This is a genomic window from Gammaproteobacteria bacterium (assembly GCA_014075255.1).
Classification (GTDB): Bacteria; Pseudomonadota; Gammaproteobacteria; order UBA4575; family UBA4575; genus JABDMD01.
In genome coordinates this window covers 1,071,872-1,097,440 of record CP046178.1, presented here as the reverse complement: position 1 = coordinate 1,097,440, position 25,569 = coordinate 1,071,872, and the positions used below count along the sequence as shown (strand labels likewise).

Annotated in this window: 19 protein-coding genes; 15 read left to right on the top strand and 4 right to left on the bottom strand. The window is 39.2% G+C overall.

All coding sequences use genetic code 11. From position 1 onward, the window contains the following. The first annotated feature begins 43 nt into the window (after positions 1-43). Positions 44-472 carry a tRNA adenosine(34) deaminase TadA gene (tadA, locus tag GKR92_05645; GenBank protein ID QMU62723.1) on the top strand — a complete coding sequence of 143 codons (429 nt, stop codon included), beginning with the start codon at positions 44-46 and terminating at the stop codon, positions 470-472. 9 nt (positions 473-481) lie between these two features. Here tadA and mltF read toward each other — a convergent pair whose 3' ends face one another. Further along, complete coding sequence (mltF, locus tag GKR92_05640; GenBank protein ID QMU61208.1) at positions 482-1,879, bottom strand: membrane-bound lytic murein transglycosylase MltF; 1,398 nt, start codon at positions 1,877-1,879, stop codon at positions 482-484. A 1,024-nt stretch (positions 1,880-2,903) separates the two neighbouring features. On the opposite strand from mltF, the gene GKR92_05635 reads away from it, so the two are divergent. From GKR92_05635 to GKR92_05570, 14 genes are all read left to right on the top strand, one after another. Beyond that, complete coding sequence (locus GKR92_05635; protein QMU62722.1) at positions 2,904-4,769, top strand: thiamine pyrophosphate-binding protein; 1,866 nt, start codon at positions 2,904-2,906, stop codon at positions 4,767-4,769. A gap of 112 nt (positions 4,770-4,881) precedes the next feature. Then, a complete protein-coding gene (locus GKR92_05630) occupies positions 4,882-5,697 on the top strand; it encodes a citryl-CoA lyase (GenBank protein ID QMU61207.1) in 816 nt (271 codons plus the stop codon). Positions 5,698-5,709: 12 nt separating this feature from the next. Then, a complete protein-coding gene (locus GKR92_05625; GenBank protein ID QMU61206.1) occupies positions 5,710-6,507 on the top strand; it encodes a hypothetical protein in 798 nt (265 codons plus the stop codon). After that, the gene (locus GKR92_05620) at positions 6,501-7,493 is read left to right on the top strand and encodes a methyltransferase (GenBank protein ID QMU61205.1); all 993 of its coding nucleotides are present in this window, start codon (positions 6,501-6,503) and stop codon (positions 7,491-7,493) included. Before GKR92_05625 ends, GKR92_05620 begins: the two co-directional genes overlap by 7 nt. 278 nt (positions 7,494-7,771) lie before the next feature. Continuing rightward, a complete protein-coding gene (locus GKR92_05615) occupies positions 7,772-9,871 on the top strand; it encodes a TonB-dependent receptor (GenBank protein ID QMU61204.1) in 2,100 nt (699 codons plus the stop codon). 55 nt (positions 9,872-9,926) lie between these two features. Further along, a complete protein-coding gene (locus tag GKR92_05610) occupies positions 9,927-10,898 on the top strand; it encodes an ABC transporter substrate-binding protein (GenBank protein QMU61203.1) in 972 nt (323 codons plus the stop codon). Positions 10,899-10,929: 31 nt separating this feature from the next. Next, on the top strand, positions 10,930-12,579 hold the full coding sequence (locus GKR92_05605) for a HAMP domain-containing protein (GenBank protein ID QMU61202.1): 1,650 nt from the start codon (positions 10,930-10,932) through the stop codon (positions 12,577-12,579). Next, positions 12,383-15,445: an EAL domain-containing protein gene (locus GKR92_05600; GenBank protein QMU61201.1), complete on the top strand. Its 3,063-nt coding sequence runs from the start codon at positions 12,383-12,385 to the stop codon at positions 15,443-15,445. The genes GKR92_05605 and GKR92_05600 overlap by 197 nt, the downstream gene beginning before the upstream one ends. Before the next feature lie 506 nt (positions 15,446-15,951). Then, complete coding sequence (locus GKR92_05595; protein QMU61200.1) at positions 15,952-17,835, top strand: AMP-binding protein; 1,884 nt, start codon at positions 15,952-15,954, stop codon at positions 17,833-17,835. An 88-nt stretch (positions 17,836-17,923) separates the two neighbouring features. Next, positions 17,924-18,682, top strand: coding sequence for an ATP-binding cassette domain-containing protein (locus tag GKR92_05590; GenBank protein ID QMU62721.1), 759 nt, complete (start codon positions 17,924-17,926; stop codon positions 18,680-18,682). A 122-nt stretch (positions 18,683-18,804) separates the two neighbouring features. Beyond that, complete coding sequence (locus GKR92_05585; protein QMU62720.1) at positions 18,805-19,683, top strand: branched-chain amino acid ABC transporter permease; 879 nt, start codon at positions 18,805-18,807, stop codon at positions 19,681-19,683. A gap of 51 nt (positions 19,684-19,734) precedes the next feature. Beyond that, the gene (locus GKR92_05580) at positions 19,735-20,859 is read left to right on the top strand and encodes a branched-chain amino acid ABC transporter permease (protein ID QMU61199.1); all 1,125 of its coding nucleotides are present in this window, start codon (positions 19,735-19,737) and stop codon (positions 20,857-20,859) included. A gap of 107 nt (positions 20,860-20,966) precedes the next feature. Beyond that, positions 20,967-22,316 carry an ABC transporter substrate-binding protein gene (locus tag GKR92_05575; GenBank protein ID QMU61198.1) on the top strand — a complete coding sequence of 450 codons (1,350 nt, stop codon included), beginning with the start codon at positions 20,967-20,969 and terminating at the stop codon, positions 22,314-22,316. Positions 22,317-22,564: 248 nt separating this feature from the next. Next, positions 22,565-23,371 (top strand): ATP-binding cassette domain-containing protein, encoded by an 807-nt coding sequence (locus GKR92_05570; GenBank protein QMU61197.1) that lies wholly within the window; start codon positions 22,565-22,567, stop codon positions 23,369-23,371. Positions 23,372-23,570: 199 nt separating this feature from the next. Here the strand turns inward: GKR92_05570 and GKR92_05565 are convergent, their stop codons facing one another. The 3 genes from GKR92_05565 to GKR92_05555 all read right to left on the bottom strand — a co-directional run bounded on the left by GKR92_05565 (position 23,571) and on the right by GKR92_05555 (position 25,345). Then, the gene (locus GKR92_05565) at positions 23,571-23,822 is read right to left on the bottom strand and encodes a hypothetical protein (GenBank protein QMU61196.1); all 252 of its coding nucleotides are present in this window, start codon (positions 23,820-23,822) and stop codon (positions 23,571-23,573) included. Positions 23,823-23,884: 62 nt separating this feature from the next. After that, positions 23,885-24,850 (bottom strand): MBL fold metallo-hydrolase, encoded by a 966-nt coding sequence (locus GKR92_05560; protein QMU61195.1) that lies wholly within the window; start codon positions 24,848-24,850, stop codon positions 23,885-23,887. 12 nt (positions 24,851-24,862) lie between these two features. Next, complete coding sequence (locus tag GKR92_05555) at positions 24,863-25,345, bottom strand: putative 4-hydroxy-4-methyl-2-oxoglutarate aldolase (protein QMU61194.1); 483 nt, start codon at positions 25,343-25,345, stop codon at positions 24,863-24,865. Positions 25,346-25,569: the final 224 nt, after the last annotated feature.

Here is a 25,569-nt window from a genome sequence, read left to right as displayed (position 1 = left end):
TTTTAACAGCGACCTTAATTCTTTGACTGATGATCAAAAATGGATGCATGAAGCCTTAAGTTTGGCTGAGCATGCAATGAGCCAACAAGAAGTTCCTGTAGGTGCGGTAGTGGTTCTTGAGGATAAGATTATCGGTAAAGGATGGAATCAATCGATTGCTAGTAATGATCCCTCCGCACATGCAGAAATTATGGCTTTACGTGATGCGGCTAAAACTATTGAAAATTATCGATTAGTTAAAACCACACTCTATGTAACTTTAGAGCCCTGTCTGATGTGTGTGGGGGCAATCTTGCACGCTAGAGTAAAAAGGCTGGTCTTCGGGGCATATGATCCAAAAACTGGGGCGGCGGGAACTGTGTTTGATGTGCTTTCTGACGCAAGGCATAACCATTCGGTTGAAGTACAGGGCGGAGTTTTAGAGAAAAAAAGTGCAGAGATGTTGCAGCAGTTTTTTCGCCAGCGTAGGTAATAAAAATTGCTAGTTTTGTGCGACCATGTCGTAAAGTTCGCCCTTATTTTCTAGCCAAACTAATAAATCAAAGTAGTTGCGTATATTCTGTACGTAGATCACAGGTTCCTTGCCTCGTGCGTAACCATGGCGAGTTTTTTCATACCACTTTTTGTTACTTAAAAGCGGAAGATATTTTCGAACCGCCATCCACTGATCTGGGTCGTCGCCAGCATTTTGGGTCAGAATTCGTGCATCTTCTAAATGACCAAATCCAACATTGTAAGCAGCAAGGGCCATCCAGGTGCGATCTGGCTCTCCAATGCGTGCTGGTATTTTTTCGTGCATCGATAAAAAATATTTCGTTCCACCGTTTACGCTTTTATGTGGATCAACACGATCTTTAATGTTGAGATCATTAGCGGTATCACGGGTAAGCATCATTAAGCCTTTAACACTCGTGGGAGAAACAGCATTCGAATTCCATAATGACTCTTGATAACTTACTGCTGCAAGAAATCGCCAGTCTTGGTCATATTCAATAGCAGCTTCCTTAAAAAGATTTTCATATTTAGGTAAACGTTCACGTACATGTTTAAGAAATGTATGACTATCTACTGGAGTTATATCGTTTATATGACCAAAATATTTTTCTCTTAAGTGTGTTAGCGAACCATCACTTTCTATTTTCACAAAAAAATTATTAACCGCTTTTTGTAAAGAATCGTCTTCTGATTTTCTTAAGGCCCATGCAAGAGGTTGTTCTGGACCTAAGTTAAAACCGACTCTTAATTTTGGAAAATAACGTCGCGTTACGGCAAGTTCATTTGAATCGGCGATTGTGTAATCAATCAAACTATCTGTGGTTAATAGCATCAGCTCTTCTGAAGTTAAATCGGGGTATTCTTTCCACTCTAGATTTGGGAAAAACTCTTTATGATCTAGTAGCATTTGGGCATGAGAGCTGCCTTTGACGACCGCTATACGTTTGCCTTCAAGGTCGACGATAGATTTAGGCTTTTTTTGGCCACTTTTATAAGCGATTTGTGAGACCACCTTGGTATATTCAGGACCAAAGTTGACATAGGCATCACGTTGTTTGGTATGGGTAATTCCAGCAGCACCAATATGCGCATCATTATTTACAATGCTAGGTAATATTTGGTGAAATTCGTTTTTTACAATGATGTTTAGTTCAACACCCAAAAAGTCTGCAAACTGTTTTGCAAGTTCATATTCAAAACCAGTGGGTCCATTCGGACCTATATAATAAGTGGTGGGACTGTTACGCGTAATAACCGTTAATTTATTATCGCGTTTAATTTCGTGCAATAAAGATGAAGAATACTTTTGATTAACAACAATAAGAATTGCGACCACTGCAACAGCGAGTATTAATATTTTAAATGTGCGCAATGTTGAGTTCATGGGAATAGCGGTTTCGTTTTACTCTTATTAGATAGTGCTTCCCTATCAGAGTTCATGAGCATTCTAAAAAGGAATAATATGATGAACTGTGATATGTCTTGCAAGTGTGCATGAATTAGCGAAAAAAATGTAACGAAAAATTCTATATTTTCATAAGAAATTTAACTTCGTTGCTTAACTTTTCTGCAGAAAAAAGCATTACATTTATAGCAGTTAGTTAAGCAAATCCGCTAAGTGACTATTCTTAAATGTTTTTATTGTTTTTAGAATATTTAGAGTGATATAGCGGTAGATTTCAAATATACAATTTGAAATAGGTATTCATATATCTCAATAGGCGTTTGCTGAAGAAGTGCCAAAAGGTGTTTTGTCTCATCGGTATCTGCGAATCAATATGGTTTGAATTCGGTCTTAAAGATATCTGATTTCAATCTTTAGAAGATAAGCGCACTTAGCTTGCATCTATAAATTCATTACGCACTTTTAAAGTTTAATAGCTCGTATTGGTTATTATAATTATCTGCAAATAGCATTTATAAAGGTTACTGAGGGTTTTATGTAAAGGTTCGATATAAATAGAGGGGTAGCTAAGCATGTATTATTTAATAATTGTATTAGCCGCATATATGTCTGTTATCACTAACCATAGCTTCGTTACTGTTCCATTAACTTGGTTGTTAGGTGGTTAAATAAAATTTTTAACGATTCGAAATTCTAGATTGGCTTGTCTTACCGTGTGGACAATGGATGGATTCTTTAAATTCTCCAAGAATCATTTACTTATGAATACACTTGAAAAATAGTAAATAAATGCATGTTAAACACACGTAAAGTGTTGTATTTTGCTTAATAACAACTAAAAATAAATATGAATACATTGTTAATAGTTGTAAATACAAACTATTACGAGATCACTTCAATAAATAAATCACGTATATTTAATACACTTACATAAATAATAGTTTAAACACACCAGAGTTGAGAGATGGCTGCAAACGGAGATGACATTAGTTCTGCATCTTTAATGGATATCGTTACAGAAAAGAGCGATGCATTAGAGATTGGTGCGCGCAATGTTGTTGATTTGCCTACAGCAAATGATTCGCAAGTTTACGATGCTGCGCCGATCACTTCGAAAGAATCTTATGAAGTGGGAGATTTACTTGTTTCCTACTTAGAGTACATAGGTGTTGAATTTGTATTTGGTATTCCTGGTGGCGCAATCGAACCGTTGTACAACGCATTGTCGCGCAGTGCTAAAAGGGGTGGGCCAAGAGCGGTAGTAGCCAGACATGAAACGGGTGCTGCGTTTATGGCGGATGGTTATGCGCGTAATAGTGGTAACTTGGGTGTATGTTGTGCCACTGCAGGGCCTGGTGCTACAAACCTTATAACAGGAGTTGCCTCCGCATATGATAATCATTCACCGTTACTGGTTATAACAGCGCAAACTGCGCTAGAAAATTTTGGGCGCAATGCAGCGCAAGAATCGGGTGATACAGGAATTAATACTGTAGCAATGTTTGAGCCTTGTACTCATTTCAGTACATTGGTATCTCACGTTAACCAATTTGAACAGAAGTTAGCTTCAGCAATTATGACAGCATTTCGTTCACCGATGGGACCAGCCCATCTCAGTATTCCTTTAGATGTTCTAAGAGCTGCTAGCCCAGTTAATTATCCATCGAACGATTTAGCTAATTTACTTTGGAAGCCACAACCAGTTGATAGTGACAGTGTAGAGATACTTACAAAAGAACTTTCATCATCAAAGAATATTGTATTCATTGTCGGTGAAGGTTGTTTGAATGGAATAGGGCCAATTTTAAATGTAGCAACGAGTGTAAATGCAAAGATTGTAACTACGCCTCACGCAAAAGGGCTTGTTAGTCCATTTCATCCATTATTCTGTGGCGTTTTAGGATTTGCAGGGCACGATAGCGCAATCAATGTCATTGATGATGAAGTAGATACCATCGTTGCAATCGGAACAACACTCAGTGAGACCGCAAGTAATACTTGGGATCAAAAAGTGTTAAATCAACGATTAATACACATTGATTCTTCGGAAGGTAATTTAATGCATTCTCCAATGGCGCGTTTACACGTTAGAGGAGATGTTGCAAAAGTATTTGAAGAAGTTGAAAACAGTCTTGATATTAAAAAAATAGCGACCTCTAATGATAGAGGTTCAAGCAAAAGCCGCAGCAATACTTTAAATGAATCAGAACTAAAACGATCATTTAAGTTGTTGGAAGAAAAAAAATGTACTGACAATAGTGCTCCAATTAAGCCGCAAAGGCTTATGACATTATTGCCAAAAATATTTCCTCCCGAAACAAAATATTTATGTGATTCCGGTAATAGCATGGCGTGGTCGATACATTATTTGCATCCGTATGATCGACGCGTTGCGGGATCAAGAGATGAGCATGGCGGATTATTTTGGACCTGCTTAGAATTTGGTTCTATGGGCTGGGCAATTGGGTCATCAATTGGAACTTCGCTAGCAAATGATAAACACCCAGTGGTATGTATAACCGGTGATGGTTCAATGCTGATGTATGGCGGTGAAGTAACAGTAGCCTTACAAGAAAAATTACCCGTATTTTTCATTATTCTTAATGATTCAGAATATGGCATGGTAAAACACGGCCAAAATTTAGGCGGCGGCGAACCCGTTGGTTATGAGTTGCCAAAGATTGATTTTGTTCAGTACGCAGATTCAATGGGCATCACGAGTCGTTTGATTAATTCAATTGATGATTTAGAAGCATTAAATGTTAAAGAGTTAATGTTAGATGGTCCGGTGATTTTAGATGTGCGCATTGATAAAGACGAAGTGCCGCCAATTGATAATCGATTAAAAGCATTAGGCACGCTTAAATAAATTATTTATTAGCATAAGCATTTCTTAAAATACATAAAGCCTTTGTTTTTATTCCGAGCTTTTAAAGTTATATTTAGTAAAGTCTAAATTCCCATAGCAAGCGTTACCGATAATGTCCTCGGAAGAAAAAAAACAAGAAGTCATTCATTCAAAAATCTGGAGAGAAGAACCTGAACCAGACAATCCCTTTGCTGCAAAAAAGTGTTTTTGTGCGGGTTACGATGTGTATGGGGACTTGTTAGGAAAAGCAAGTTGGATTGAATATTTATATCTTCTTTTTAAATTAGAAAAACCTACAAAAGAGCAGGCTACGCTACTTGAAACGATTGCAGTTGCAATTGCGAATCCAGGAATACGTGACCACAGTGTCCGTGCTGCAATGAATGCAGGTGTTGGTGGTTCAACCGCTGCTTCAGCTTTAATGGCAGCGCTTGCGGTAGGAGCCGGGCAATATGGCGGTGCGAGAGAAGTGTTTTTGGTTATGCAGTTATGGGAAGAATGTGGTCAAGATATTACAAAGTGGAAAGAAATATTATTAAATCCGCCAAAAGAAGAGCGTGCAGATATTTGGCTACCTATGGAGCATCCACCGGGATTTGATCCGCACGGTGTAACTTGTCCTACACCAGTAATGAAAACTTTAGACAAGTTATCATCGTTAACTAATTCAAACTCTAATATTAATTGGCTTAAAAACAATCAATCTGAGTTAGAAAAAATTATCCAGATTCCAGTTTCTTTTACAGGCTTAATTGCAACTGCATTAAGAGATTTGGAATTATCTAAAGAACAGGGTGAAATGTTGTATCTACTGTTAAGATTACCTGGGGCTGGCGCGAACGCACTTGAGCAAAGTTATTATGGCTGTAATAGATACCCTTTTTTCTTGCATCAAGTAAATCTGAAAAATGAATCACGTGATAAGTAATCGAATTAAAGCATGAGTAACGATGATTTATTCAAATTTGAGCACAGGTGGGAAACTACTATGGGGCTTGTATTTCCTGGAGAAAGAGTAGTTTTTCGCGATAAAGATTTATTTACCGAATTTTCAAATAAATCATGGATGGAGTTATTGCTATATGGAGTAACTGGTCGTGAGTTTTCAAAAAAGCAAATACAATTATTCGATTCAATTTGGACTATATGTACAAGTTATCCTGATCCACGAATTTGGAATAATCGAGTATCATCATTAGCAGGGACTGCAAGAAGCACTGCATGTCTAGCAGTGGGTGCTTCAAGTGCAATGTCTGAAGCGCTTTTATATGGCCGACGTCCTGATATCAGGGCTATTGATTTTTTCTACCGTGCACAGGAGCAAATTGAAAATAATAAGGAATTGTCTGAAATTGTCTTAAGCGAGTTAAAAAATTTTAGAGCAATTTTTGGGTATGCAAGACCAATAGTTAAAGAAGACGAGAGAATAAAACCTCTAGTAGAGTTAGCGCATAAACTTGGTTTAGCGAATGGAAAGTACTTGAAACTAGTATTTGATGTTGAAAAAATTCTTAGTGAGGGTCGTTGGCGCAAAAAAGCAAACATTGCTGCGGTTGCTGCTGGACTTGCTGCTGACCAAGGGCTAACTCCCAGAGAATATTATAATTATCTGTTGGTCTCATTTAGTATAGGTTTTACAACGTGCTTTATAGATGCAGCAGAAAAGCCAGAGAATATGTTTTTTCCATTTAGATGTAATCGCATAAAGTATGAAGGTAGCAGTATAAGAGAATGGTAGATGACACTCTTGTTTGGGATGTAATTGCTGGTCGAATTAGTTATAACACTCTCATTGTGGCTCATGATCTTGAGATATTTGAGAAACTTTCAGACTCTTCAAAAACATTACTAGGACTATCAAATGAATTGGGTTTGGAGGAAAGACCAGTAGAGGCGTTAGTGTTGATGTTGGTAAATTTAGGGTTTGTTGTTTCGAAAAATGGGAAATATACATTAACCGATGTTTCAAAGAAATATTTGCTTAAAGAAAGTGAAACTTATTTTGGTGGAATGTTGGCATTATCGAATAAATCGAACTGGACATGTGAGCAATTAAAGCAATCTGTAATAACCAATTCGCCTCAAGTGTATAGTGGAGTTGATATATTTGATGCTCATATTGACGATAATGATAAATCTGAAAAGTTTACTCATGCCATGCACAGTGCAAGTATGTCTGCAGCATTAGGGTGGCCGGATAAAGTTGATCTTTCAAGTAACCATACACTGCTTGATGTGGGAGGTGGTTCTGGCGCACATATAATAGGGATATTAAAATATTATCCGCATTTAAGTGCAGTACTTCTTGATATTAAAACTGTTATAACCGCGGCTAAAAAATTATTATCAGAATACAATTTACAAGCAAGAATAAAATTTGTTTCTGATGATTTTTGGAAATGCGAGTTCCCAAAAGCTGACGTGCATTTTTACTCGCAAATATTTCATGATTGGCGAGAAGAAAAATGTCTACTTCTTGCTGAAAAAAGTTTTCAGAGCCTACCCGAACAAGGAAAAATTATTATTCATGAAATGCTTTTTGATGATGATAAATCTGGCCCTTTAATGGCATCAGCAGGGAATGTTGGCATGATGGCCTGGACTGAAGGTAAGCAATATACTGGAAGTGAAGTTAAAAAAATTCTAAAAAAGTCTGGATTTCAAAATATTCAAATAATGCCAACTACTGGGTACTGGAGTGTTGTAGTGGGTTGTAAAATATAGATAAATTTATTGCAAATCTTCAAACATTCAAGTCACAAATAAATTCCATTCCACGCATCCTAATAAAACATCCGTTAGTCCTCAAAATCGTTTGACCCGCGGTATCAAACATCCGATACATATAGTCTTTAAAACGCTCGTAAGTCCTTAAAATAAGGTGTGTTAATAGGTTTTTTCGCTTGTCTGGCGAGGTGTGTCCTCGTTCGGATGGTAATGGAATGTACTCATAACTTTGCAAGCGAAGGGAATAATAATGTACGACATCAAGGAGTGTCAGCATGAACCACCAATCAATTTTTGAATTTAAATTCATATTTTTAAGTGCACTTTTGTTTGTAGCTTTTACAAGCATTGCATATTCTGATTACGATGAAGAAGAAGCGCTTATCGAACTCTATGGAGACGAGGAGGTAATTAGTATTGCAACAGGTAGTGCACAACCTATTTCACGTGCGCCTGCAGTAGCTACTGTTATTACTGCTAAAGATATAAAGCAAATGGGTGCAACTGATATTGATGATGCATTAGAAACTGTGCCGGGTTTGCATGTATCTAGAACTGCGCGTGGCTACTTACCTATATACACTTTTCGTGGTGTTTATGATCAGAATAACCCTCAAGTGCTTATGTTAGTTAATGGAATATCTATTAATAACTTATATGTTGGTAATCGAGGGGAAGTATGGGGTGGTTTCCCTGTTGAATCAATTTCACGAATAGAGGTAATACGCGGACCAGGTTCTGCTGTATATGGTGCGGATGCTTTTGCAGGTGTAATCAATGTGATTACCAAAGATGGTTCTGAAATTGATGGTGTTGAAGTTGGTTCACGATTGGGTAGTTTTGATACGCGTGATGTCTGGGCTCTATATGGCGGTGAAGTGGGCGGCTTTGATGTTGCATTATCTGCTGAATTTCGTGATACCGATGGTCATGATGAAGATGTTGATGCTGATGTTGCAACTGCACAAGGTTCATCATTAGCACCAGGTTCAGTGAATACTGCCACTGAAAATTTTGATACGCGTTTGACTATTTCAAAAAACAACTGGAAGTTTCGCACAGGGCTGCAACGTAGAGAAAATTTTGAGACCGGTGCAGGAGTTGCAGAAGCATTGGATCCAAGTGGAGAGCTTAAAAGCAGTCGTTGGAATGCAGACTTAACTTATCATAACCCAACATTTACAGACGCATGGGACGTGTCAGCACAAGTAAGTTACTTAAATACCTCGCAAGAGGTTTCTGATGATCTTATTTTGTTTCCACCAGGTTCTAGTTTGTTTATACCTGGAGTTGGCTTGTCGCCGCCATTTGCAGATGGCGTAATTGGGAATCCTGAAGTATGGGAACGACATTTACGATATAACCTTACTGGTATTTTCACAGGCTTCGATAGTCATACGATTAGATCAGGCATTGGTTATACGCATCAGGAAATTTATAAAGTAGAGGAAGAAAATAATTTCAGTCCAATAGGGTTTGGTACTTTAACCGATGTAAGTGATACGCCTTTTGTGTTCCTGCCTGAAAAGCATCGAAATAATTCATTTGCGTTTGTTCAAGATGTTTGGCAGTTGAGTAATGATTGGGAACTTACTGCTGGTATGCGTTATGACGATTACAATGATTTTGGCGACACTTGGAACCCTCGGCTTGCACTTGTTTGGGCTGCGCGCCATGACTTAACTGCGAAGTTACTGTATGGCGAAGCTTTTCGTGCACCATCTTTTGCAGAATTTAGAAACCAAAATAATCCAGTGGCAAATGGAAATACAGATCTCGATCCTGAAGAAATAGAAACTATTGAGTTGGCATTTGATTATCGGCCAAAAAATAATTTAAAACTCGGATTGAATTTATTTAAATATGAGTGGGATGACATTATTCGCTTTACACCGGATTCTGCCACTTCGCTTACAGCGCAGAATATAGGTGAACAAGAAGGCTACGGTCTCGAATTTGAAGCCGATTGGACGATTAATAGAGACTTAAGCTTTACAGGTAACTATGCATATCAAGAATCTGAAGATAAAGATTTAAATGAAGATTCAGGTAATGCTCCGCAACATCAATTTTATGTGCGTGTGAATTGGGAGTTTATTCCAGACTGGCATGTCACGCCACAATGGAATTTTGTAATGGATCGAGCGCGTGTAGATGGAGATGCACGCAGTGATATCGATGATTATGATATTTTTGATGTGACTTTAAGAACCAAAGCATTTAGTAATCGCTGGGAGTTAGCATTATCAGCTCGTAATTTATTTAATAAGCGTGCTTTTGAATCAAGCCAGAATGGTTTGGCTGGAGCTGCTATTCCAGGTGATTTACCACTTGCTAGAAGGAGTGCTTGGGGGGAGCTGCGATTTATTTATTAAACTAATTTAACCATAAAGGTATCCAATAAAAACTATAAAGAATTCAAAATAGTTAATGATTAGAAAATTACATTTCTGTAATTACTTCGCAAAGAAATATTCTATCAAAAGAATAGTTATGGCTGCTTGTGTATTTTTACTTATTTTATCAATCCCAAGTTTTGCAGCAACACCTTCTGTTGCGGTTATCTATCCTGAATTGCGTGCACCATATAATAAGATTTTTGAAGATATTGCTGAAGGCGTTGAGAAAAAAATTAACGGGCGAACTAAGCGATATGTATTGCCGAAAGAATATTCCCAAAAAGATTTGAATGATTGGATAAGAAAGAATGACATCAAAGTGTGCGTAGCATTGGGTGGTCGTGGAGAAAAAGCCGCCAATCAGTTTACGCAAGATATTCCAATTGTATTAAGCGGCGTGTTGCAATCTAAATCAATCACACACCCAGGGATATCATTTGCTGCTTCGCCAGATAAATTATTTTCAACGTTAAAGCGGCAAAAACTAAACATTAAGCAAGTTATTGTCGTTTATAACCCTAAAAAATCAGAATGGTTAATGAGGGAGGCGCAATCTGCTGCCACGAAACATGGTTTGGAGCTGATTACCTATGCAACTTCTAGTCTTTCTAACTCTGCAAAACTTTATCGTGAAATATTTAAGCGTTTAAGAATTAAGGATGCTGCAATTTGGTTACCACCAGATTCAACCTCTATAGATAATCGCACGCTGTTGTCTTTTGTGCTTGAGAAATCCTGGTCTCATCATGTAGCAGTGTTCTCAAGCAGTCCTGCACATGTAAACAAAGGGGTTTTGTTTGCAATGTATCCAGACAATTTAAAACTTGGGTTTAGTCTTGGCGCAGTAGCGCTAGAAGAGTTAAACGGTGGCGCAGAAATAGATACATTGATTCCTGTTGAAGATTTAAAAACTGCATTTAACAAGCGTACTGCGGAACATCTTGGGGTGCGCTTTACAAGTAATGATTTGCGTAAATATGACGCAGTGTTTCCATCTGAGTAGTGGTAACAGTAAACAGAAGAAATAAGTAATAATGAATCCATTTAGAATTATAAAACGTTTTTATACAAGAGGCTTTAAAGAGCAGCTTGTTACTGCGTTTTTAGTGGGTATTTTTATTACGGCTGCAATATCTACTTATTTGATTACCACTTTAACTTCGAATCAGGTTGAAGAAAAAGTTGAATCTGAAGGATTCCAGATTACTCGTGATTTTGCTGAGCGAAATATACTGGCTTTGCTTTATCTCAGCGAAGAAAGCGCAAAAGATAATGTAGAGGCGATTAAGAATTTCCAAGATGTGGAAGGGGTTGCGGTTTTTGATGTTCAAAAAGCGCCGTTAATTGAATATGGAGATAGCGCACTTGCAGATAATGTGGCGCATTGGCCAAATGAAATACAGCTAGTTTCAGAAACAAATGATGCATGGTATTTCGTGTCACCGGTATTTGCGCGAGGCACAGACCCTGTTATTGCTGAGTTACCGTTTATTGAAGATGTGCAAGAAAAAGAACTGCTTGGTTATGTTCGAGTTCGTATGGGAAAAGAAAGTTTGCACGCTCTTGAGCGAAAGATATTAAATATAAATATATTAATTTCATTAATACTCTCTGCAATTTTAGCGTTTGTTTTATTTTCAATTACAGATCGTGTAATCAAACCTTTGAAAGAATTAGCTAGTTTTATGCATGAAGCTGAAGATGGCAACATGGGTGTGCGTGCAAGTCTGTGGGGACCCAAAGATATAACTCAGATGCAACACGCATTTAATACCATGATTAAATCACTCGGTGATCGTGAAAATAACCTAGAGAGTGCACGGCAAGCCGCACTGCAATATGCACATGCTAAAGGTGAATTCGCAGCAAATGTGAGTCATGAGTTGCGCACGCCATTGAATGGAATCATTGGTATGTTGGATATCTTAAAAGATACGGAACTGGGGCCCAAGCAAAAAGAATATGTAAGTGTTGCACAGAGTTCAAGTGATGCGCTTTTAAATTTAATTGATGATGTGTTGAGTTTCTCCAGAATGGAATCAGGTAAAACGGTAATTGAGCATGAGCAGTTTAATTTGCGCGAATTGCTCGATGATATTATTGGCATTCTAACCGGGCAAGCAACTTCTAAAGATCTCGATATTGCATACGTAATTGGAAAAGACGTGCCGTCTCACCTTAAGGGAGATATTAGTCGGATTCGTCAATTGCTTATCAACTTGGGTGGTAATGCTGTCAAGTTTACCGATAGAGGTGAAATAGGATTTCAGGTGCATAACATTGCAAATGAAAGTGGTTATCTTACTTTAAGATTTGAGGTAACAGACACAGGTGTTGGTGTAACTGAAGAGGCACAAAAGAAAATTTTTGAAGCGTTTCAGCAAGAGGATGCATCTACTACCAAAAAATTTGGTGGTACTGGTTTAGGGTTAGCTATATGTAAGCAGCTAGTGGAGTCTATGCATGGTGAAATAGGGGTAGAGAGTAATGCAGGGAAGGGCAGTGCGTTTTGGTTTGAGATTCCGTTTAAGGAAATGTCTTCTAAAGCAGAGGTGTTTGATAATCGACATTCAACTGCTTCAGGGTTGCGAATATTTGTTGTTGACGACAGTAAAATGGTACGTGCGAATTTGCAGCAGACTTTTGAAGAATGGGGGTGCTTATGTGGTAAGTGCAAAAAATGATGACCAAGCCATAAAATTATTACGTGAAGCGAATGATAGGAAAAGACCATTTGACGTTGGGTTTGTAGATGAGACGATGGGTGACATAAATGGTATCGAATTGATACGTACCATTGCTAAAGATTCCAATATAGCGCCGATGAAACTGGTGTTGATGACTAATCAATTCAATCCAGAAGCATTTCTAGAGCGCTTTAGAGAAATAGATTCTTACGTTAAGAAACCTCTGCGTCAATCCACTGTATTTAATTGCATTTCTGACATGATTAATATGCCAGTACCTATCATTACTGATAAAGATAAAATTGCTCCTGGTATAAATTCTATTCCAAATTTCAATGCAACGATCTTAATCGTTGAGGATAACCATGCTAACCAACAAGTAGCGCAGGCCATGGTAGAAAGGCTTGGCTGCAAAAGCTCTATTGCAAGCAATGGAATTGAAGCTTTAAAACTACTAGAACTTGCAAAGTACGATGCCATTTTTATGGATTGCAACATGCCGGAAATGGATGGATATGAGACCACTAGTAAGGTTCGTCAGCTTGAATCAGAAATATCTCAGATTCCTATAATTGCTATGACGGCAAATGTCCTTAAAGGAGATCGTGAGAAATGCATTCAGGCTGGAATGAATGACTACACAAGAAAACCTCTCAAGCTTGAAAAATTAATAGAAAAACTTGACCGATGGATTGAAGCCGCTCCAGTCACAGAGGAAGTTGGCATGGACACAGATGCTAACTTAACTGTGGTGAGTCACACGGCAGGAATGGAAACAGATGAGCAAAGCGCTATTGATAAAGGTGCGGTTGAAAGCTTGCGTGAAAATGTGGGCAGTGGTTTCAATGATATGGTGCAAGTATACATTGATGACATGGAAATTTTATTACGTTCTCTTGAAAAGAGTGTTGAAGAGAGTGATCCGAGTTCATTACGTCACTATGCGCACAGCATAAAAGGGAGTAGTTCAAATTTTGGTGCAGCTAAGTTGGTACATCTTGCGAAACAGTTAGAAGGAATTGGTAGAAATGATTCTGTAGAAGGTGCGCATGCATTGGTCCAAGCTATTTTTCCACAAGCAGCTCTTGTATTGAGTGATTTAAGAAAAGAAATCAATGTAACTAAAGAAGACACGCTGTTAATGCAAACCGATGTGGAAAGAATTTTGATTGCAGATGATGACCGCAGTATGCGCGTGGCATTGCAAAATGTTCTAGTCTCTGATGGTTACGAGATTGAATCAGTATCTGATGGTGTTGAGGCGGTAAAACGTTGTGAGCTAAGTATGCCTGGCTTGATACTTCTAGATGCGTTGATGCCTAATTTAAATGGTTTTGATGCATGTAGAAAAATTCGCATGCTCAAGGGTGGCAAACATGTACCAATATTAATTGTTACAGCACTTGATGATGAAAGTTCTATTGAGCAAGCATTTGATTCTGGTGCTACAGATTTTATTCCTAAGCCGGTTCACTTTGCGGTTATGCGTCAACGTGTTTCTCGATTACTTAAAGCGAGTCGTGCAGAAGTCCATGTGCGTGAGCTTGCGTATAACGACTCACTGACTGGATTGCCAAATCGAACAATGTTCATTGACCAAATGAACAAGTTAATTAAGAGAGTACGTCTACAATCGCAAATGATTGCAGTGTTATTTTTAGATCTAGATCGTTTTAAATATGTAAATGACACTTTGGGGCATAGTGTTGGCGACATGTTGCTCAAACAAGTGGCGGAAAGAATATTAAGTTGTGTTCGTTCTGTGGATACCGTGTCGCGTTTGGGTGGAGATGAATTTACGTTGGCGTTGGATGGTATTGAGGATCGAGGGGTTGTATCTAATATCGCCGATAAAATTTGCAGGAAGTTAGGTGAGCCTTATACATTTAATGGCAAAGATATATATGTTACTGCCAGTATTGGAATATCTATACACCCGGATGATGGCGTCGATATTGGTGAGCTGATGAAGCGCGCAGATACAGCAATGTTTAAAGCAAAAGAACGCGGTGGAAGTTTCTTATTTTATGAGCCAGAAATGGAAGCTGTGGTTACTAATAAAGTAGAAATTGAGCAAGATCTACGTCAATCATTAGATCGCGAAGAATTAGATGTGTACTACCAACCAAAATATGATTTGCAGACTTCTAAAGTGATGGGTATGGAAGCGTTGGTGAGATGGAACCATCCAGAAAAAGGTTTAGTAGGGCCTAACGACTTTATCCCGCTTGCAGAAGAAACAGGGTTGATCTCAGAAGTTGGGCTTTGGGTGCTCATTAGCTCATGCGTTCAAGTAAAATCGTGGATTGATAAAGGTCACAAGCCTATACCTGTCTCTGTAAATTTATCTGGGAGGCAGCTTGAGAATGGTGATATCACCGCACAAGTTGAGCATGTTTTAGCTGAATCAGGACTTGAACCTAAGTATCTAGAATTAGAAATTACAGAAAGTATCATTATGAAACGACCAGAAGAGGTTATTTCAATTTTGCATCAGTTGAAGGCAATGGGCGTGAAGCTGTCTATTGATGATTTTGGTACTGGATATTCTTCACTAAATTACTTGCGTAAATTCCCTATTGATTTACTCAAGATTGATAAAGCATTTGTGCGTGATATTGAAACCAATAACGAAGATCGATTAATCGTAAAAGGAATTATTGCATTAGCCAAAAGTTTGAATTTAGAAGTACTTGCTGAGGGCGTTGAGACGGGTGAGCAGCAAAAATTGCTTGAGGAAGAGGGCTGCGATTATATTCAGGGCTACTATATTGGCAAGCCAATGAAGAGCGAAGAGTTTGAGCGAGATTTTTTGCGTTCTACTGATAGTAATATTGAGCAGATATCCCATTACCGTAAATGAAATCCGAACAATATTTGATCGTTTAGAACGGTTCTAAAAACACTTCCTATCCTTGTTGATTTTATTCAGCATACACGCAGATAACCATACTGCTCATGAGGTTTTGTTGGTTAAATTGTGATACATCTAGCACATCCCCTGTGCTTGGACTTGCCTACAATCATCCTTGTACAAATTCATTTTCTATGAAAATTTATCCCTGTATCAGCTACAATTTGCTTACACAAAGGCTTGCAAAGCATTGGTTTGCTAGTGTAGTTTAGCGGTCTTGTCTGATATCGCTGATTTGGCAATCTACTGCTAGGTGGTATAACAATAAATAGAAAGATATAGACGCACTTTACTTAACTTTTTTAAACTAGGTACTGGCACAGTGTTTTGAACTTTATCGATGTTCAAAACTAAAGTAATAACTCTACTATAGTTATTGCTTATAATACTGTTCGATAAATATTATAATAATTTGCCAGTAAACAGATGGAGCGATAGGGGTTTGAATTTTTAGCATGGATACATTTCCTAGTCTTTTCTTACAACAAACTAGAACAAGATCTTCCGATCCAGCGATACGATTTAAACATCATGGATTGTGGAAGACATGGACATGGGCAGATGCAAATAGCATTGTAAAAGAATTAGCATGTGGTCTAGCTGCTAAGGGTCTTAAGCCAAATGAAAAAGTTGCTATCATTGGCAACAATATTCCCAACCTTTATTTCGCAATGATTGCTGCACAGTGTTTGGGATCAGTGCCTGTTCCAATTCATCCAGATTCAAATACCAAAGAACTGGTTTCGTTTTTAAATAATTGCGAAGCAAAGTTTGCAATGGTCCAAGATCAACAGCAAGTTGATGCCTTACAAGATGTAATGGATCAGTGTGAAGGTTTGCAAGAAGTGATTTATAGCGATGGTCGTGGAATGACTTCGTATGACCATTCTCACTTATCAAGCTTTGAACAAACACAGGAAGTCGGTAAAAAGTTTGCGCTAGAGCATGTTAGCTTTCTCGATGATGTCGTATCGAAAGTTACGCAAGAAACAGAGGCATTCATACTTTATACCGCTGGCACATCAGGAAATGCAAGAGGTGCTGTGCATACGCATGGTACTTTGGTAAACACTGGGTCGGCGTTTGCTAATCAAGAAAATATTAAACAAGAAGAGCAAGTACTTGCATTCTTACCTTTGTCTTATTCGGCTAATACACTCTTCACATATACATTGTGGTTGTTGAAAGGCTTTACAATTAATTGTCCTGAAAGTAATGACACGGTAATGACTGACTTGCGTGATGTGGGCCCCACATTACTTTACGCACCACCACACTTTTATAAGCAACTCTATTCTGAAATTACTGCACGTGCGCAACGATCTAATTCTAAGTCATTTGATAAATGGTTTAAGTATGCGCGACAAACTCGAGAAGAATTGTTAGGCGGAAACAGCAGTGCTGGTGGTGGCCTTAAAGGCATGCTAGGCAGGTTGGTTATGTTCTCGCCACTTAAAAATGTCTATGGGCTTTCTAATATTCGAGCGGCTTACACCGGTGGTGATGTTATGAGCGGTGAGATTTTTAATTTCTTTCGCGGTATAGGTGTAGATCTAAAGAAATGCTATGGCACTACAGAAAGTGCTGGCTTTATTTGTGTGCAAGGTGCAGAGCAAGCAAATACAGCAGCAGGTGAAAACAGTATGGGTGTTCCTTTGCCAGGTGTAGAGATAAAGGAGTTAGACAATGGCGAAATAGTCTTTAAAGGTATAAACGCTTTTAAAGAGTTTTATCGAGATTCAGAAACAACTCGTGCAGCAAAAGATTCTGATGGGTGGGTAAGGACCGGTGATTTAGGAGATATCGATACACGTGGTATTTTAAAGATAACAGATCGTGTTGACTCGGTGGGTAAATTTAGTACTGGGAGTGTGTTTGTCCCACATCGTATTGAGGCAGCACTGAAATCATCACCATATATTCAAGAAGCGGTTGCAGTGGGTGAAGGCCAAGACTCTATTGCTGCCTTTATTGTTATTGATGGGGTGACAGTGGGTAGTTGGGCTGAAGTAAATAACATTCGTTTCGCTGGATATCGTGATTTAGCGACTCAGCAAGAAGTGTATGACTTGGTTAAGACGACGGTAGAAGAGGTTAATTCGCATATCAGTGAAACTGAAGGCGGTAGTTGTCCGCCGATTAAACGATTTGTAGTAATGCACAGAGAGTTTAATGTCGATCAAGGTGAAATTACACGCTCACGTAAAATTAAACGTGATGTTGTAATGGGCACACACAAAGCATTAGTGAATGCGATGTATTCATCACAAAATAGTGTTGAAGTTAAAGATGATTCGAGTGGTCAAACCGTTGCTGAACTAAAAATTGAGTCAACGTAAAAGAAGTAGAGTTAGGTAACAAATAATTTAAAACTAATTGCTGGAAAATATATAAGTGAGTAACGGAGTCAACGGAAAAGAGCCGCATATGGTGATCGAGAATATCGATCTAGCATTTGGTGGCACAAAAGCCATCACCGATATCAGTTTTACGGTATATAAAGGTGAGATCTGTGCAGTAATTGGTCCTAATGGAGCGGGTAAAAGTTCCATGTTGAATGTCATTAACGGGGTATATATTCCGCAACAAGGTTCAATTACTTACGAAGGCAAAAAATTCAATAAAATGAAACCGCACTCAGCTGCGGTGATGGGTATTGGTCGTACTTTCCAAAATATTGCACTGTTTTCCGGAATGTCTGTAGTTGAAAACATTATGACGGGTAGAAACTTGATGATGAAATCGACATTCATCGAAAATGCATTAGGCATTGGGCGCAGCAAAAGAGAGGAGCTCGAGCACAGAGAAGTGTGTGAAGAGATTATTGACTTTTTAGGTTTGCAGTCCATTAGAAAAACATCTGTCTCAGCCTTGTCGTATGGATTGCAAAAACGTGTTGAGTTAGGGCGAGCACTCGCTGCTGAACCTAATATGCTGTTAATGGATGAACCAATTGCCGGGATGAATATCGAAGAAAAATTAGATATGGCGTGTTTCATTCAAGAGATTAACCGTAACCGCGGTACCACTATTGTATTGATTGAGCACGACATGGGGGTTGTGATGGATATTTCTGACCATGTTGTGGTGATGGATTACGGCGCAAAAATTGGTGATGGAACACCAGAAGAAGTAATGAGTAATCAAGATGTAATCGATGCGTACTTGGGTGTGAGCCATGAGTAACAAACAACACAAGTATGTAGTGTAGGAGGATCACTCGAGTGGAATTTATAACAGGTGTATTGGCTATTTTCACAACAGAGGGGATTTTCTCTCCGTTTGGGCTTGAAACTGTAATTGTTGGAATGCTTTCAGGTGTGATGTACTCACTGGTGGGCATTGGCTTTGTATTGATTTATAAGTCTTCAGGCGTGTTTAACTTTGCGCAAGGCACCATGTTGTTATTTGCCGCACTGACCTTTGTAAGTCTCACGGAAAGGCAAGTGAATGTTTACGTGGCATTTACGATTACGGCTGTAGTGATGGTGATCATGGGGATTATCATTGAACGTACAGTGATGAGGCCGTTAGCAAATCAATCATTATTGTCACTATTTATGGCGACGGTGGGGTTGAATTACTTCTTGGAAGGGTTGGCACAAGGGACGTGGGATTCGGCTGTGCATGGACTGGAGCTAGGTATACCAAGTGATCCATTACCGATTAGAGAAATGGCCCCTGACAACCCGTGGTTTGATTTAATTATTAGTAAGTCAGATGCTTTTGCAGCATCGGTTGCTTTTGCTTTAGTGCTGGGGCTTTATTTATTCTTCCAATATACCCGTACAGGATTGTCTTTACGCGCGGTGTCTGATGATCATTTAGCAGCACAAGCAGTGGGTATTCCGCTTTCTAAAATTTGGGCGATTGTGTGGGCGGTAACGGGCGTTATCACTTTCATCGTTGGACTGATTTGGGCGGAGCGTTTAAGTGTTTCGTTTACATTAACCGCTGCGGTATTAAAAGGATTGCCTGTAATTTTGATTGGTGGTCTAACCTCAATTCCTGGATGTATTGTTGGCGGACTTATTATTGGCGCGAGCGAAAAAATAGGTGAGTTGTATTTTGCCCCGGTGCTGGGTGGACAAGGTATTGAGCATTGGTGGGCATATTTAACTGCGTTAGTTTTCATTCTTATACGGCCTACCGGAATATTCGGTGAGCGAGAAATTGAACGTATATAAATACGCTTACTAATAAATAATTTAAAAAGAATTAAGTAGAGAAATTTAAAAATGTATTACCGAGAAACGGGCCAATTAGTTAAAAGTTATTCTGAAGATCGTCGCATGATGCCTGTGCGCGAAGATCGCTGGGTGATGTGGGCATTTTTAATATTCATGTTTACTATTGTGCCAGCATTTCTTGTTTGGATTGGTGAAGAGGATTACGTATTTAGCGCAATCTTAATTCCGATGATGGTGTTAGGGGTTGCATCACTAGGTTTAAATATTGCTACCGGATACACAGGGCAACTTTCATTAGGATCGGCCGGTTTTATGTGTTTTGGTGCGTTCACAGCCTTTAACTTGTTATTTCGACTGGAGTGGATGAATGTTTGGTTGGCGTTCTTGGGGTCAGGAATTATTGCGGGCTTAGTCGGGATTATATTTGGTCTGCCGAGTTTGCGGATTAAAGGGTTCTATCTTTTAGTTTCTACCTTATGCGCACAATTTTTTGCAGAGTGGTTTTTTAATGCCTACCCATGGTTCTTGAATAATAGTACTTCGGGTGTTGCAGCGCTGCCTCCTTTTCATTATCGCTTCTTGCCGTTCCAGCAAGAAATTTTTGATTTTTTTGGAATTACTAGAGACTACAACGACTACATTTTCCGCTACTTTATCGCCTTGATCGTTACCGTATTATTAACCCTTGCCGCAAAAAACATGGTGCGTAGTTCTACCGGACGTAATTGGATGGCGGTACGTGATATGGATATTGCTGCAAGTGTAATTGGTATATCAGTAGGTAAAACAAAACTCAATGCTTTCTTTGTAAGTTGTTTTTATAGTGGAGTTGCTGGAGCCATGTATTGCTACTGTTACATTGGTAACCTAGATTTTATGATCTTTAACTTAAGAAGATCATTCTTGATTATGTTTATGGTAATACTAGGCGGCTTAGGCTCAATCTTAGGTTCGTTCTTGGGTGCTATATTTGTATATTTCTGGCCGATCTTTATCACTATTATTGGAGATAAAGTTTTCCAAGGTGCTTTTGATACTGCATTTGTAGAGAATAACTCTAAAATTATTGTAGGTACGATTATTGTATTGTTGCTGATTTATCAACCTATGGGGTTTGCGGGTTTGTGGAATTCTGCAAAACACCGTTTACGAATTTGGCCGTTTAAACAATAGGAATTATAAAAAGTTTTTTGTAACTGTTTAATTAAGAACAGTTACGGAAAAGAAAATAGCTTGCGCAAGCTATTTTTAAATAAGTAAAACTCTTTGGAGGAGTACACATGAAGATAAGACTATTAACGTTAATGGTAGCATTAGGATCGATGCTAAGCGTTAGCACAGCAGTGTTAGCGGAAGACACCATGTACGTACCGATTCCAAGCTACCGTGTAGGACCATATGCGGCAGGTGGAACAGGGTACTTTGGTGGGATCTTAGACTACTACAATTTATTAAATGAGCGAGACGGCGGTGTAAACGGCGTAAAGCTTATTTGGTCAGAGTGCGAAACTGAATATTCAGTAGAGCGCGGAGTAGAGTGCTACAAGCGATTGAAAGATCGTGAAGGTGGTGCGGTATTCTTTGACCCACTATCAGTAGGTATATCTACTGCATTGATTGAAACCGGTCGTAAAGACAAGATGCCAATCATCGCGGTAAACCACGGTAAGACAGCCGGCCAACGCGGCGACATCTTCCCGTACTACTTTATGCCAGGTATCAACACCTATGACGAGCACTCCATTATGGTGCACTTCATTGGTGACGTACTAGAAGGCGGACGTGACAACCTTAAAGGCAAGAAGATTGCCATGTTGTACCACGGCTCTCCATACGGTCGTGAAGCGATCGACTTCATGGACAGCATGTGTGAGAAGCACGGTTGCACCCACCACCCTCTAGAAGTACCTCATCCAGGTAACGAGCAACAATCACAATGGTTGAACATTCGTAAATTAAAGCCTGACTATGTATTGCTAAGAGGCTGGGGTGTTATGAACCCAGTTGCGATGCAAACTGCGGTACGTACCGGTTACCCAGTAAGCCGATTAATCGGCAACATCTGGTCTAACTCTGACGAAGACGTAATCCCAGCGGGTAAAGCAGCGGATGGCTACCAAGCTATTACCACTCACCCAGCGGGTACCGACTTTGATGTGGTACAACAAATCATCAAGACCGTATACGGCGGCGGAAACGGCGACTTACAAGACAAGTCACGTTTAGGCTCAGTATATTGGAACCTTGGCGTACTAGCGGGTGTAGTACACACAGAAGCGCTACGTATTGCCCAAGCACGTTTTGGCAACCGCGCGTTGACTTCATCTGAAGCACGTTGGGGCTTTGAGAACCTACAATTGGGTGCGGATCGCATCGAAGAGTTAGGCGCTACGGGTCTTGTACCAGAACTTGCTTTATCTTGTCTTGACCACGTAGGCGGACATCTTGCTAAATTCCAGCAATGGGATTCAGGTGCACGTCAGTGGAACATCGTATCGGATTGGATTGAGGGCGACGTACCTCTATCACAAGCGATCATTGATGCGGGTGCAGAGCAATATGCAACCGACAACAAGATTGCGGCTCGTCCGTGTTCTGCAGACAGTAATGATGATGATTTTGACCTTTAATTAGGGATCTTTAAGTAATTAATTTACTTATTAGATTAAGTCATTAACTTCTTCTCAACCGGTCATCATATTGTTGGCCGGTTGGTTGAAGAAGCTAAAAAGGAAATATGAAGTCGTAAGTTTAGGTATTTGAGGAAGTTGTGATTTATTAGATAGTCTGAGATTCCATTAAGGCTAATAAATCAGAGTTTTCTTTCGCAAGATTCAGGCCCAAAGATTTGGGATTTTAGTATTTTAGGAAAATAGTTATGAGCGAAACACCATTACTTTCAATTAATAATATTGAAGCACTATACGGAGGCGTTATTCTCGCTTTACGTGGTGTGACTCTTACCGTAAACAAAGGTGATGTCGTATCTTTGTTAGGTGCTAACGGTGCGGGTAAAACTACAACCTTAAAAGCCTGTTCACGTTTGCTTGAAGCAGAGCGTGGTGAAGTAACTAAAGGAAGTATCGAACTTAATGGTGAAGATATTTCGCAGTACAACCCATATGAAATGGTTAAACAAGGGGTTGTTCAAGTATTAGAAGGCCGACATATATTTTCTCACTTAAGTGTTGAAGAAAATTTAATGACAGGTTCATTTATTCAGAACATGAGTAAAGCTGAAGTAAAAACTAACCTTGAACATGTGTATGAATTATTCCCACGAATTAAAGATCGACGCAAAAATCCTGGAGGATTATGTTCAGGTGGCGAGCAACAGATGATTGCTGTAGGCCGTGCGTTAATGTCTAAGCCAAGTCTCATTCTTTTAGATGAGCCATCAATGGGCCTAGCACCACAGTTCATCGAACAAATATTTGAAATTGTTAAACGACTTAATGAAGAAGAAGGCGTAAGCTTTTTAGTGTCAGAACAAAATGCAATGGTTGCATTACGTTATGCTTCAGTTGGCTACATGATTGAAAATGGTCGCGTTGTTAAAAAAGGTTTAGCAAAAGACTTGCTTGAATCATCCGATGTTGCAGAGATGTACATGGGTGGCGGTAAGGATAAGGTTTCGTTTGATGGGGTTAAGTACTACCACCGTCGTAAACCTTGCTTCGTTTAGAGCAGGAACGTATCTAAATCACTGAATACTTCGTTGCAGGTATCCTTTCAGTACTCATTTACTTATAAGTAAACTCGTTCCTTAAAAATAACTGCGGCTCAATTTATGTACAGGATGTACTGTATGCCGATTTTGCAGGAGCAAAAATCGGTCAGCGCATTAGCTCCATTCTTTGGTCACTACGCATAGATGCAGACATTTACTTACCAAGTTTTTTTCGTTTATCTGAAAAATTTACCCCACAAAATGGACAAAAATTTATTAGTAAAGTGTCTGAATGAAGCGGTATCCTCACTTCACGTGCCAAGCCATCTTCCACTTCCGATTCTGTTGCATACCAAGTAGTTTCAATAATCCATGACCATTGTTCTTTGTTGATTTTCCCATATCGAATTTCGACATCTTTATACTTGTTTTGACTACACTGATGTATTTCTTCCTTTTTAGCCATAGTGTTTCTAAACTCAAATATAAGTATTTAATTATGTACGCTTTGGGTCGAAAGCAGATTTTCTAAGCAGCTTTCTCAAGTCGTTTTACCCACACTTCTAATCCTGCTGCATTCAGGTCTAGGTCTGAATCAAATAATTTGGTGAATTCAATCACTTCGCTTTCTGAGTAACGCTCTCGCAGTTTAGTTTGTAGGTGTTCGGTTATTTTTTCTTTAATGGTTTGTTCTCGACTTTCACTAGAAATCTCAGAGTTCATGCAACCTTTTGCGATATTTGCATATTCGTCGATACCTTCTCGTAGCTGCTTGCCTAATTGGTCAATTTCAGTGACGCGTCCAAAGTGTGTCAGGTACATGTTTTTAGGTTGATGATCTAACATTCGGGTGAGGGTGTTTTGCCAGGCGTCTGGTTCAAACTGCACAGGGGTTGTGGTGGGCAGTATGAAGGCACCATGTTCGTTATCTAACTCTTTATATGAAAGGCCGAAGGTGTCGCCAGTGAAAAAGCTTTCGCTGGTTAGGTCGTACACGCAAAAGTGGTGTCTTGCATGACCGGGTGCATCTAAAAACTTTAGAATGCGGCTAGCTAATTGTATTTCATCTTCATCTTTTGCAACGATGACACGTGGTTCATCGATGGGAATAATCTCACCGTAGTACTGTTTAAATTTTTCTTCGCCATATACTGCGGCCGTGCCTGCGGCTAATCTTTCGGGATCAATCATATGTTGAGCGCCACGAGGATGGATGACTAATTTTGCATTGGGCAGTTTGCTCATGAGTAAACCTGCACCCCCGGCATGATCTAAATGCACGTGTGTTGGAATTACATAATCAACATCTTCAACGCTTAAGTTTTTTAATTTGAGTGTTGCGAGCAGATAAGGAACGCTATGACCTGTGCCAGTATCTATAAAAGCTGCACGACCATTTTCAACCATTAAGTAACAACATGCGTGACCAGGTTGCATATACATAGCATCGATACAAGTTATGCCTGCATCATATTCAATAAGAATTGGCTCCATGAATGTATATCGCTAACTTAATAAATTATCAGCGCTAACAATGATGCCGTCTTCGTCTGCATAGAGATAATGCCCAGGAATAAAATCTACATCCGCAAAATGAACCGTTAAGTCTTGTTCGCCAATGCCTTTTTTATCGGTTTTCATGGGCAGTGTACCCAGCGCTTTGCAGCCAATTTTGATGGTCGCAATTACACCTGAGTCACGTATGCATCCGTTTACAACGATGCCCGACCAATTGTTATCTGCACCGGCTTGAGCGAGTAAATCTCCTACCAACGCTCTACGAATAGAACCGCCGCCATCTACAACTAAAACACGACCTTCGCCAGGCGTTTTAAGCGCTTCACGTACTAATGAATTATCTTCAAAGCATTTGATGGTAATAATTTTCCCACTAAACGAAATGTTGCCTCCAAAATCCGCAAATAGTGGTTCTGCTACAGATATTTTGCCTTCATGGTCATCGCATAGATCAGCGGTTTTAAATGTCATCGATTTGTTTCCTGTGTTGCTATTACTTTGCTAAATACATTTTCGCAGTAGAGATCAGTCAAAATATATCCCAAGGTAGATACCAAGATAGAGATTTAAGCATGCTCAATTAACTTTCTTATTTACCTATTCACGACTTGCATGACCGATATCCCAATATTTATAGTAACTCTAAATTAGTATCTGTTAATATACACGGCCCATAATTACTTGGGCACGATTCA

What these genes read in the sequence shown, in the direction of transcription:
- tadA (QMU62723.1), top strand. Translation starts at nt 44, where the DNA reads ATGCATGAAGCCTTAAGTTTGGCTGAGCATGCAATGAGCCAACAAGAA.
- mltF (QMU61208.1), bottom strand. Translation starts at nt 1,879, where the DNA reads ATGAACTCAACATTGCGCACATTTAAAATATTAATACTCGCTGTTGCA.
- GKR92_05635 (QMU62722.1), top strand. Translation starts at nt 2,904, where the DNA reads ATGGATATCGTTACAGAAAAGAGCGATGCATTAGAGATTGGTGCGCGC.
- GKR92_05630 (QMU61207.1), top strand. Translation starts at nt 4,882, where the DNA reads ATGTCCTCGGAAGAAAAAAAACAAGAAGTCATTCATTCAAAAATCTGG.
- GKR92_05625 (QMU61206.1), top strand. Translation starts at nt 5,710, where the DNA reads ATGAGTAACGATGATTTATTCAAATTTGAGCACAGGTGGGAAACTACT.
- GKR92_05620 (QMU61205.1), top strand. Translation starts at nt 6,501, where the DNA reads ATGGTAGATGACACTCTTGTTTGGGATGTAATTGCTGGTCGAATTAGT.
- GKR92_05615 (QMU61204.1), top strand. Translation starts at nt 7,772, where the DNA reads ATGAACCACCAATCAATTTTTGAATTTAAATTCATATTTTTAAGTGCA.
- GKR92_05610 (QMU61203.1), top strand. Translation starts at nt 9,927, where the DNA reads ATGATTAGAAAATTACATTTCTGTAATTACTTCGCAAAGAAATATTCT.
- GKR92_05605 (QMU61202.1), top strand. Translation starts at nt 10,930, where the DNA reads ATGAATCCATTTAGAATTATAAAACGTTTTTATACAAGAGGCTTTAAA.
- GKR92_05600 (QMU61201.1), top strand. Translation starts at nt 12,383, where the DNA reads ATGCAGGGAAGGGCAGTGCGTTTTGGTTTGAGATTCCGTTTAAGGAAA.
- GKR92_05595 (QMU61200.1), top strand. Translation starts at nt 15,952, where the DNA reads ATGGATACATTTCCTAGTCTTTTCTTACAACAAACTAGAACAAGATCT.
- GKR92_05590 (QMU62721.1), top strand. Translation starts at nt 17,924, where the DNA reads ATGGTGATCGAGAATATCGATCTAGCATTTGGTGGCACAAAAGCCATC.
- GKR92_05585 (QMU62720.1), top strand. Translation starts at nt 18,805, where the DNA reads ATGCTTTCAGGTGTGATGTACTCACTGGTGGGCATTGGCTTTGTATTG.
- GKR92_05580 (QMU61199.1), top strand. Translation starts at nt 19,735, where the DNA reads ATGTATTACCGAGAAACGGGCCAATTAGTTAAAAGTTATTCTGAAGAT.
- GKR92_05575 (QMU61198.1), top strand. Translation starts at nt 20,967, where the DNA reads ATGAAGATAAGACTATTAACGTTAATGGTAGCATTAGGATCGATGCTA.
- GKR92_05570 (QMU61197.1), top strand. Translation starts at nt 22,565, where the DNA reads ATGAGCGAAACACCATTACTTTCAATTAATAATATTGAAGCACTATAC.
- GKR92_05565 (QMU61196.1), bottom strand. Translation starts at nt 23,822, where the DNA reads ATGGCTAAAAAGGAAGAAATACATCAGTGTAGTCAAAACAAGTATAAA.
- GKR92_05560 (QMU61195.1), bottom strand. Translation starts at nt 24,850, where the DNA reads ATGGAGCCAATTCTTATTGAATATGATGCAGGCATAACTTGTATCGAT.
- GKR92_05555 (QMU61194.1), bottom strand. Translation starts at nt 25,345, where the DNA reads ATGACATTTAAAACCGCTGATCTATGCGATGACCATGAAGGCAAAATA.